Annotated in this window: 8 protein-coding genes and 2 pseudogenes; 3 read left to right on the top strand and 7 right to left on the bottom strand. The window is 64.8% G+C overall.

What is annotated here, in order from left to right; all coding sequences use genetic code 11:
- The 3 genes and pseudogenes from KH616_RS15860 to KH616_RS15850 all read right to left on the bottom strand — a co-directional run.
- Positions 1-152: pseudogene (locus tag KH616_RS15860) on the bottom strand (sel1 repeat family protein); the annotation flags it as partial.
- A gap of 3 nt (positions 153-155) precedes the next feature.
- Positions 156-2,390: a TonB-dependent siderophore receptor gene (locus KH616_RS15855; RefSeq protein ID WP_292247946.1), complete on the bottom strand. Its 2,235-nt coding sequence runs from the start codon at positions 2,388-2,390 to the stop codon at positions 156-158.
- A gap of 355 nt (positions 2,391-2,745) precedes the next feature.
- Positions 2,746-4,038, bottom strand: coding sequence for an aspartate carbamoyltransferase (locus tag KH616_RS15850; RefSeq protein ID WP_292247943.1), 1,293 nt, complete (start codon positions 4,036-4,038; stop codon positions 2,746-2,748).
- A gap of 240 nt (positions 4,039-4,278) precedes the next feature.
- Here KH616_RS15850 and KH616_RS15845 point away from each other — a divergent pair, with 240 nt between their 5' ends.
- Positions 4,279-4,413: an entericidin A/B family lipoprotein gene (locus tag KH616_RS15845; RefSeq protein WP_292247940.1), complete on the top strand. Its 135-nt coding sequence runs from the start codon at positions 4,279-4,281 to the stop codon at positions 4,411-4,413.
- Positions 4,414-4,507: 94 nt separating this feature from the next.
- Here KH616_RS15845 and KH616_RS15840 read toward each other — a convergent pair whose 3' ends face one another.
- Genes KH616_RS15840 through KH616_RS15830 form a run of 3 tightly spaced genes read right to left on the bottom strand, consistent with a single transcriptional unit; the run spans position 4,508 to position 7,748 of the window.
- Entirely contained in the window at positions 4,508-6,064 is a 1,557-nt protein-coding gene (locus tag KH616_RS15840) for an ABC transporter permease subunit (RefSeq protein ID WP_292247938.1), read from the bottom strand.
- Positions 6,055-6,882 (bottom strand): phosphonate ABC transporter ATP-binding protein, encoded by an 828-nt coding sequence (locus KH616_RS15835; protein ID WP_292247937.1) that lies wholly within the window; start codon positions 6,880-6,882, stop codon positions 6,055-6,057. Before KH616_RS15835 ends, KH616_RS15840 begins: the two co-directional genes overlap by 10 nt.
- Positions 6,879-7,748 (bottom strand): putative selenate ABC transporter substrate-binding protein, encoded by an 870-nt coding sequence (locus KH616_RS15830; protein WP_292247935.1) that lies wholly within the window; start codon positions 7,746-7,748, stop codon positions 6,879-6,881. Before KH616_RS15830 ends, KH616_RS15835 begins: the two co-directional genes overlap by 4 nt.
- A gap of 307 nt (positions 7,749-8,055) precedes the next feature.
- Here KH616_RS15830 and KH616_RS15825 point away from each other — a divergent pair, with 307 nt between their 5' ends.
- Entirely contained in the window at positions 8,056-8,523 is a 468-nt protein-coding gene (locus KH616_RS15825; RefSeq protein WP_292247933.1) for a YaiI/YqxD family protein, read from the top strand.
- A 251-nt stretch (positions 8,524-8,774) separates the two neighbouring features.
- On the opposite strand, the gene KH616_RS15820 is transcribed toward KH616_RS15825, so the two are convergent.
- Positions 8,775-9,185 carry a PPC domain-containing DNA-binding protein gene (locus KH616_RS15820; RefSeq protein WP_292247930.1) on the bottom strand — a complete coding sequence of 137 codons (411 nt, stop codon included), beginning with the start codon at positions 9,183-9,185 and terminating at the stop codon, positions 8,775-8,777.
- Between the two features lie 343 nt (positions 9,186-9,528).
- Here KH616_RS15820 and KH616_RS15815 point away from each other — a divergent pair.
- Positions 9,529-9,635: pseudogene (locus KH616_RS15815) on the top strand (metalloprotease); the annotation flags it as partial.

The raw sequence follows: 9,635 nt of genomic DNA, 5'->3' as shown, positions 1-9,635 counted from the left end.
AGGTACTGCCCGTAGACGGCCTGCGCCTCGACGATGCCGTTTTCGGCTGCCGCCGCGACCCACGCGGCGGCGCGATCGGGCGGCCCGGACAGAATCTCCGCAAGCTCGCGCGGCGATACGGTCGCGAGAGCGGTGAGCGTCACGGTTTCCATCGGTCAGTAGCGCGCGTTGAGCGTGACGAATGCTGAACGCCCCGGTGCGATCGACGCGTAATGCGCCGGATATGCCTGGTCGAAATACGTGCGGTTGAACAGGTTGTTCACGTTGAGCTGCACGTCGAGCTTCCGGCTGATCCGGTACTGCGCCATGGCGTCGAAGCGCCAGTACGACGGCACGGCACGCAGGTTCGCGGTATCGCCGAACACCTTCGACATATAGAACGCGCCGCCGCCGAGCGTGAACTTCGGTGTCACGTCGTATTGGGTCCACATCGTGAAGCTGTGCTTCGGCGTATTCGGAAACGGGTGGCCGTTGTCGGCGGTGTTCTTGCCGTTGTCGCGCAGATCGCTCTTCATGTACGTGTAGCCGCCGAACGCCTGCCATGCCGACGTCAGCTGTCCCGCGACGCCGAGCTCGAGACCTTGCACGCGCTTGTTGCCCGCCATCGCGTACTGGTTGTTCGGCAGCGTCACGCGTGCGTTGGTCGTATCGATCTGGAACAGCGCCGCGGTCAGCGACAGCTTGTCGTTCAGCACATTCCATTTCGTGCCGAACTCGATGCTGCGGTTCTTCTCGGGCGACATCTGGTCGGCGTTCGAGCCGACGCCGCCTCGGCCCGGCGTCAGCGACTGCGACTCCGCGCCTTCGCCGAGCAGCATGCCGGCCGGTGTCGACGAGGTCGCGTACGACGCGTAGAGACTGCCGTTCTGCGCGGGCTTGAACGCGACGCCGAGCTGCCAGTTCACGAGCGTGTCGTCGCGCGTGTAGGTTTTGCCGCCGTTTGCGCGGGTGTCGGTGAAGCGCGTCGCGTAATCGTCGAGACGCAGGCCGGCGTTGATCTGCCAGCGCGGCGTCAGCTCGATGGTGTCGAAACCGTAGATCGATTTCGTGACAGTGCGCGCATGCGCGTCGTCGTTGTTGCGCGTGATCGAGCCGGCCCACGGATCGCTGGGGTTCGGCGACCAGAGGCTCGTGCAGTTGTAGCCCGACGCCGCGCCGATGCCCTTCTGGCAGATCTTGCCGGTGTCCGTTGCGACGGTGTACGTGTCGCGCTTGCCCCATTCGCGCGTCAGCTCGATGCCGGTCGTGAAACTGTGCCTGAACGGGCCGGTTCTGAATTCGCCGAACAGCTCGGTCTGGTTCGCGATGCTGTTGATCGAACTGTTGCGGTTGTTGTTGCGGCGCCAGACCCGGCCGTTGACGACGTTGCCCTGGCTGTCGTCGGGCTGGGTCCAGATGTAATCCTGCGTCGACTCGGTATAGCGCGTGGTGTTGCGGATCGTCAGCGAGGGCGTGATGTCGTGTTCGAGCCTGATCGTGCTGATGTCCGACGTCGTCTTGCGGAAGTCGCGATCGTTCAGGCCATAGAAGTTGTGACGGTCGACGGGCGCCGGATAGATCGTATCGACATTCGCGGGCTTGTTCGACGTGGTGTAGAAGTACGGGATGCCGCCGTCGGGCATGTCGTCGGTGGACAGGTGGTAGTAGCTGGCCGTGACGCGGGTCGGCGTGCCGAGGCCGAACGCGATCGACGGCGCGACGCCCCAGCGCGCGTTATCGACGGCATCGCGGCCCGCGACGTCGTTGTTGTGGCTCATCAGGTTGAGGCGGAAGGCGGCGTGATCGGCGAATTGCCAGTTGCCGTCGGCGGTGAAGCGGCGATAGCGGTCGGTGCCGAGGCCCGCGCTGCCCGCCGCCGTCGTGCCGAGATGCGGCGCCTTGGTGATCAGGTTGATGCTGCCGCCCGCGCCGCCGCGCCCGCCGTAGGCGCCGTCGGCGCCCTTGGTGATTTCGATGCGCTCGGTATTGAAAATCTCGCGGGTGGTCGCGCCGGTATCGCGCACGCCGTCCGCGAACAGGCTGCCCTGCGTGTCGTAGCCGCGGAGGAACGGACGGTCGCCGAGCGGGTTGCCGCCTTCGCCCGCACCGAACGTGATGCCGGGCACCGTGCGCAGCGCTTCGGTCAGCGTCGTGGCGCCGCTGTTCTGGATCAGCGCCTGCGGGATCACGGTGACCGATTTGGGCGTGTCGACGAGCGGTGCGGTGAATTTTGCCGAGGCGGAGAAGTCGGCCTTGTAGCTGTGCTCGGCCTGCCCGTTGATCTCGATCGGCGCCAGATGACCGTCCTGGTCGGCAGGCGGCGCGCCGTCCGCGAATGCGGGACTTGCCGCGAGCACGCTGCACAGGGTGGTGAGTTTGCCGAGCTTCAACTCGTCGGAGCGGGACTTCATGAGCACATCGACCTCGTCTGGTGTGGTCCCGGGAGCTGCCGTTGCAACGGTGCGGATGCCGCCGGGGTTTATTACAAATTGTTTTCGGATGGCATTCTAAATAATTAATTTGAGAATGAGAAGCGTTCTTGTTTGCGTGGGTGAAAAAGTGGCGCAGGCTGTTGCTCGTTGTCCGGGGCGGTGCATGCAGGGAATGGGGCGGCCCGGCGTCGCCAGTGACGAGCGGGCGTGGGCGTGAGGCGTGTGGCGGGCGCTGAGCGGCCCGGCGGAGAACGCGATGCGGTAGATCGCCCGCGCCGTGCGCGGGCTGACATCGGGGAACGGCGGCGCGTGGGCTGCGCCGCCGCATCCGTCATTAATCGATGCCGTGGAAGATCGCGTCTTCCGGGCCGAGGTACGTCGGCGGGCGCCACGTCGCGTCGCGCATCGAGTGCTGCACGAGGTTTTCGACGCCGAGCAGCACGGCAAAGATCGCCATCCGCACCGGGATGCCGTTGTCGGTCTGGCGGAAGATCGCGAGCCGCGGGTCGCGGTTCAGATCGGTCGACAGGTCGTTCGCGCCCGGACGGCTGTCGCGCGGCAGCGGATGCATGATCAGCGTGTCGGGTCCGCAGACCGTATCGACGAGCGCCTGATTGATCTGGAAGTCCGGCGTGTAGCCTTCGAACGATTCGTCGGTGAAGCGCTCCTTCTGGATGCGCGTCGCGTAGACGACGTCCGCGCCCTTCAGCCCCGACGCGAGATCGTGCGTCTGTTCGATCACGTGGCCGTTCTTCGAGATCTGCTCGAGGATGTACGCCGGCATTTCGAGCATCGGCGGCGACACGAGCGTGAATTTCAGTCCGCGATACAGCGCGAGCAGCTTGACGAGCGAATGCACGGTGCGGCCGTACTTGAGGTCGCCGACGAGTGCGATGTGCGCGCCGTCGACGATCTTGCCGACCCGCGAAAACTCGCGCTGGATCGTGTACAGGTCGAGCAGCGCCTGGCTCGGATGCTCGCCGGGGCCGTCGCCGCCGTTGATCACCGGCAGGTTGGTCGCGCGCGCGAATTCGGCGACCGAGCCTTTCTCGGGGTGGCGGATCACGAGCGCATCGACGTAGCCGGACATCACGCGGCTCGTGTCGTAGATCGATTCGCCCTTCGCCATCGACGAGAACGTGAAGCCGGTCGTATCGCAGACCGAGCCGCCGAGACGTGCGAACGCCGCGCCGAACGACACGCGGGTGCGCGTGCTGGCCTCGAAGAACAGGTTGCCGAGCACCGCGCCTTCGAGCACGCGCGAGATCTTGCGGCGGCGTGCGATCGGCTGCATCACGTCGGCGACGCGAAACAGCGCCTCGACGGAGTCGCGCGAGAACTGATCCACCGACAGGAGCTGCGGCTTGCCTTCGAACAGGAACTGGCTCGCGAGGCCTTGCTTCTCTACGCTTTGCGTATGATTTTCGTCAGGCGTCGGACGGCAGACGATTTCCGATACGAAGCGTTCGACGATTTCCGGCATGCCGCGCGATTCCTGCGAATCGTCGGGCAGCAGCCACGTATCCAGCGCGCGGCGGCTGACGCCTATGCGATTGGCAAAGACCTCGCGGGTCATGTTGAGGCGGCGCATCGCGTCGCGCAGGAAGGCTTGCTGGGGAACGGTCATGAACGGAACCTGATAAAAAATATACGCGGTGCGTATATTAGTTCGGTGGCATGCGAAGTCAAGGAAAACTTGCGTGACGGCGCGTTGCGCGTCGCCCGGCGCCCGAATTATCCGGGCTGGCATGCGGCGGACGGCTCCGTATAATCGGTTCTGGCCCCCGACTTGCGGGTTGCAGGGCGCCATGGCGGATGTGATCCACATTCGCCCGCCCGGGGTTCATTGACTCGAAGGAGATTGAGCATGACGCGTACGTTTGCTGCAGTGCTGCTGGTCGTCACCGCTGCGCTTGCCGGTTGCAACACGATTGCCGGCGTGGGGCAGGATATTTCGAAGGGCGGTCAGGCGATCAGCGATACCGCGGAAAAGGCCAAGTAAGCACTGACGGGATGATGACGTCCCCGCCGACAGGGTGGGGACGTCATCGGCTGATCGCTGACGGCGGCAGACGCAGTCGAGGGCTTGCGCGCGATTACAGCAGGCGCTGGCGCAGCCAGGCGCTGGTGTGATCGACGGCGATCGACAGCAGCAGCATCGCGATAATCACCGTCGAGGCCTGAGCGTAGTGAAAGAGCGATAGCTCGAAATAGAGCAGTTGCCCGAGGCCGCCCGCACCGACGAAACCGAGGATGGCGGCCATGCGGACATTGATTTCCCAGCGGTAAAGCGTATACGCAATCATTTGCGGCAGCGCGCCCGGCAGCGTGCCGTACAGGAAGGCGACGCTGGCGGGCGCGCCCGCCAGGCGCAGCGCGTTGTTCGACGCGGGCGGGGTGTTGTCGAATGCTTCCGCGTACAGGCGCCCGAGCACGCCGCCGGTGTGCAGGGCCAGCGCGAGCGCCCCTGCGAAAGGACCGAGACCGGCGGCGAGGGCCGTGATGGTTGCCCATACGAGCTCCGGTATTGAACGAAGCAGGTTGAGGATGAGGCTGAACGGGGCTCGGGGTTTCGGCAGCGCGAGCAACAGGCCGCCGACAGCCGCGAACAGCGTGCCGACCACCGAGATCGCCAGCGTTTCCCAGATCCCCTGGCCGACCTTGAGCAGCCACGCGGACGAAAGATCCGGCGGAAAGAAGCCCGCGAAGAATTCGCCGATGGTCTGCGCGGCATCCGCGGTGAACAGCGACACGAATCCGACGCCGAGATAGCGGAAGCTGCCGATGCTGCCCGCCAGCAGCGTTGTCACGACCAGCACGCTGCGCCAGCCGAAAGGCGCAGCGCGGCGTGCCGGCAATACGTCGATCGCCCGGCGTAACCAGACGGACAGGCCGTCGGCGACGAGGACCAGCATCATGAACGCGAGCAGGATGCTGGCGGCCTCGCCGCCGTTGAGCATCTTCATCGCCTGATCCATCAATTGTCCGAGGCCGCCCGCGCCGACGAAACCCATCACGACAGACGCGCGGATCGCGCATTCCCAGCGATAGACGGTATAGGACAGCAGTTCCTTCGACGCCTGGGGAACCAGCCCGTAGAGAATGGCCAGCATCCGGCCGGTTCCGCTGCGGCGCAGCGCCAGGGCGGGCGATGCATCGACCGACTCGAGGATTTCCGCGTAGACCTTGCCGAGCATGCCGCCATAGGTCAGCCCCAGGGCCAGCACGCCTGCCGCCGGACCGAGACCGAAAACGCGGACGAAAACGAGCGCCCAGACGAGTTCCGGAATGCCTCGCAGGATGACGAGCAGCCCGCGGGCGACGGGGTTCAGCGTGGCTTTCTCGCGGCCTCCATTGGTGGCGAGAAAGCCGATCGGCACGGCGATCGCGAAGGCCAGCGTGATGCCGCCGGTGGCGATGGCCAATGTTTCCAGCGTCGCTTTGCCGAGATAGCCGATGAATTCGGCGCCGGTCTCGGGCGGCAGGAACGCTGACAGAAAATGGCCGATCACCCTCAGGTTCTCGGGATCGAGCAGCGCTCCGGGATTGACCTCCGCGGCTCTGAGCAGCGGCCAGAGGATGACCAGCGTCGTGATCGCCCAGGTGAGACGGCGCGGTGCTGCGGGGTCGCGGTCAGCTGGATTCAATAGCATTTGGTGCGCGGGTCGGCTTCTTTGGCCGCGGGGGCCGGCGGGTGAGCGGATTCGGTCTCCGACGTCGGCAAGATCCGGCCCTCGCTTGCGTACAGGTCGTGCAGCATGGCATCGGTGACTTCGCCGGCCGGCGAATCAAAGGCGATGCGGCCGGCCTTGATGCCGACAATGCGTGAAAAATGATTCAGCGCGAGATCGACGGCGTGCAGGCTGGCGACGAGCGTCGCGCCACGCGCTTCGGCGTCGGATGTCAGCAGGCGGATGGCGAACCGGGCGAGTGCCGGGTCGAGCGCGGACACGGGTTCGTCGGCCAGCATCAGTTCAGGGCGCTGGTACAGCATGCGGGCGATGGCCACGCGCTGGAACTGGCCGCCCGACAGCTGGTCGCAGCGGACGAACGGCTTGTCGGCGAGATCGACGCGTTCGAGCGCGGCGCGCGCGCCGGGTACATCCAGCGGGTAGACCAGCGACGCCAGCGACTTCCAGACCGGCCATTGTCCCAGCCGCCCGGCCAGCACGGCCGTGACCACGCGCTGACGCGCGGGAATCGGGGGCGTCTGATGAACGAAGCCGATGCGGGGGCGTACGCGTTTCAGGCTGCCGGGCGAACGGCGATCGATGGAAAAATCGAGAACCTCGGCGTGCCCGCTGGCCGGTGCCAGCGCGGTGCCGAGCAGCGACAGCAACGACGTCTTGCCCGCACCCGACGGACCGATCAGCGCAATGCGCTCACCTTGTTTCGCGGTGAGCGAAATGTCGGTGAGGGCATGGGTGCCGTTGGCGTGAGTCACGCTCACGCCGTTCAACACAAAACTCACTTCAGCAAACCGGCTGCATGTGCCGCCTTTTCGATGCCGTCATAGTTCTCCTTCTTGGTCGGGATGAACTTGGACGCGCGTTGCAGGTTGAGGATTTCCCGCTGTTCCGGATTGGACGGATCGAGCTTCAGGAAGGCCTCGGTAAGCTTGTGGACGAGCGCCGGGTCGAGGTTGCCGCGTACCGTCCAGTTGTAGTCGAAGTACGGCGGCGTGGTGTAGAACACGCGGACCTTGCCGGTATCGACCTTCTTCGTCTCGACGAGCTTTTCCCAGACGGATGCGTTCAGTGCGCCGGCATCGACCTTGCCGGAAGCCACGAATGCCGCGGTGGCGTCATGGGCGCCGGAGAATGCGACGCGCTTGAAATCCTTTTCCGGGTTCAGGCCGGCCTGCATCAGGAAGTAGCGCGGCATCAGGCTGCCCGAGGTGGAGGACGGCGCGCCGAAGGCGAAGGTCTTGCCCTTCAGGTCTGCCAGCGACTTGATTTCCGGATCGGCGGTGATGAACTTGGAGGTGAACTTGGCATCCTCTTCACGCTGGACGATCGGAATGGCCGTGCCCTTCGTGCGGATGGCGGCCTGGACGTAGGTGAAGCCGCCCAGCCAGGCCAGGTCGATCTTGTTGGTCGCGAGCGCCTCGACGACGGCGGCATAGTCCGACACCGGCGTAAAGACGACCTTCATGCCGGTCTGTTCCTCGAGGTACTTGCCGAGCGGCGCGAACTTGCGCTGCAATTCGGTCGGCGCTTCGTCCGGAATGGCGGAAACACGCAGCACGGCATCCGATGCAATGGCGGGAAGGGAGGTGGCGAGTGCACTGGCAAGGACGCCCTTGAGCGCCGTGCGACGCATGGAAGAGAAGCTCATCTGTTATTCCCCGATGTTGAGGTTGCAATCACTAAAGCGTGTGTGGCGCGGCAGCCGGAAGGTCGCCAGTGCGCGGCCATTCCGTCCGGTGCAGTGTCCGGCTGGAGTCTGCGCGACATTATATCCACACGAACATTGCGGCATCGGTTCCCGATAGGCGTTTATGCGGATGTCATTCATCGAAAACGCCGCGCTTTGCGCGGGTGCTCACATCAATAGGGCAATCGGTCGCAGGGCGTTCGTGGTTTCGATATCCTTGCCGCATCCATGATCGTTATGTTTTGTCTTATGCAACGGAGTTGTCGTCATGCACGTGCTTGTTGATGCCGATGCCTGTCCCGCTGTTGTCAAGGACGTGCTGTTCCGGGCCGCGCGCCGCGTCGAAATATGCGTGACGCTGGTCGCGAACCAGTATCTGCGCACACCGCCGTCCCCCTTCATCAAGTCGATTCAGGTGCCGGCGGGTTTCGACGCTGCCGATGCCCGCATCGTCGAACTGGCGACCGCCGGTGATCTGGTGATTACCGCGGACATACCGCTTGCCGCTGCCGCCCTGGACAAAGGCGCGCATGTGCTCGACCCGCGCGGCGGCTGGTTTAGCCGTGAAAATATCGAGGAACGCCTGACGATGCGTGAAATGATGTCGCAACTGCGCAGCGCGGGAATCGATACGGGTGGGCCGCCGCCCTATAGCGCGCGTGACAGCAATGCATTCGCCCGACAACTCGACCGGTTTCTGGCGCGTCACTGTAAGCCGCCCGGCGGGGCCGTTTGAGCGCTGTATGCGGAGTCGGACGATGGGCAGGCATTGAGACGGACCGGGAGCGGAACGGCGGCCGCGCATCGAAAGCGCGTCGATATGCTCGAGTAAGATCGATGCGGTGCATCGGCTCGCCGGCGCCGCCCGCCTGATTTGGCTCGGCATAAAAATGATCCTGGCCGCGCGCCGGCCATGGTCGGTTTCGGTCGTCCGCACATTCCCGGTTCGGCGCAAGGCAGTGCTTGATACAACAGCGAGCGCGCTGCTCAGTCGGCGCCGCCGTTTTCGTCGTGCACCACGAGCTCCTTGAAGCCGGTATCCGGATCGATTTCGCGGGAGAAGCGATGTTCGGGAAGCAGCGCGATCAGTATCTCGGCCGTCGTGCGAACCGTGCATCCGCTCGCCACATGCCCGCCATACACTTGGCCTCGCACGTCGGAAACGGACATGTGCAGATGTGCGCCATCCAGTGATACCGAGCCGGCCAGCGTCAATATTTCGAGATCGCAGCGCAGCGAGACCGGGGCTTCGGCGCCCGCGAATCGCAACTGGGCGACGTCCAGGCTCCCGATGCCCTGAAGCACGAATGCCGCGCGCGAGCCGCGCTGGCGCAGCGCGTCTTCGATGGCGGCGCGCAGATCACGGCCGGGGGAAAGGCGCAAAGGATGGATCTGCATGCCGGGCCACCTGTTCGAGAGTCGCGATTGCGCCCAAGGTTAAGCCCGGACCGAGGATCGGACAAGCAGCGATGGTGCACATGGGATCCTGCGAGGCGTTCGATGACGCGCGTCGGTCTCATCTGCCGAAACTGCCCGATCGGGCCATGCGCGTCTTTTTTTGCGATAAGTGGCAAAAAGCCCGGCAAAATGGCGGACGTACAGGCGCGCCGAAACGGCGGCAGTCGACGTGTCGTTGCGCTCGACAGATTGTGGCGAGCGAACCGCGGCGCGCGTGGAGCGGTTTATCGTCTGGCCGGGCTTTGCCCGGCCGGTACATTCATGAGGAACGGAGGAGCCGGCGATGAGGCTGGACGACGAAATCGAGAGCCAGAATGTCGAGGATCGCCGGGGCGGTTTCGGTGGCGGCCGGGGGGCGACGATCGGTATCGGCACGATCGTCGTCGCGCT

It is taken from the genome of Burkholderia sp. (genome assembly GCF_018375725.1).
GTDB lineage: Bacteria > Pseudomonadota > Gammaproteobacteria > Burkholderiales > Burkholderiaceae > Burkholderia.
The sequence above is the reverse complement of the archived record's forward strand: the minus strand, read 5'-3'. Positions and strand labels throughout refer to the sequence as shown.

Bases quoted from the DNA above. Each gene is read 5' to 3' on its own strand.
- KH616_RS15855 (WP_292247946.1), bottom strand. From the start codon at position 2,390: ATGAAGTCCCGCTCCGACGAGTTGAAGCTCGGCAAACTCACCACCCTG.
- KH616_RS15850 (WP_292247943.1), bottom strand. From the start codon at position 4,038: ATGACCGTTCCCCAGCAAGCCTTCCTGCGCGACGCGATGCGCCGCCTC.
- KH616_RS15845 (WP_292247940.1), top strand. From the start codon at position 4,279: ATGACGCGTACGTTTGCTGCAGTGCTGCTGGTCGTCACCGCTGCGCTT.
- KH616_RS15840 (WP_292247938.1), bottom strand. From the start codon at position 6,064: ATGCTATTGAATCCAGCTGACCGCGACCCCGCAGCACCGCGCCGTCTC.
- KH616_RS15830 (WP_292247935.1), bottom strand. From the start codon at position 7,748: ATGAGCTTCTCTTCCATGCGTCGCACGGCGCTCAAGGGCGTCCTTGCC.
- KH616_RS15825 (WP_292247933.1), top strand. From the start codon at position 8,056: ATGCACGTGCTTGTTGATGCCGATGCCTGTCCCGCTGTTGTCAAGGAC.
- KH616_RS15820 (WP_292247930.1), bottom strand. From the start codon at position 9,185: ATGCAGATCCATCCTTTGCGCCTTTCCCCCGGCCGTGATCTGCGCGCC.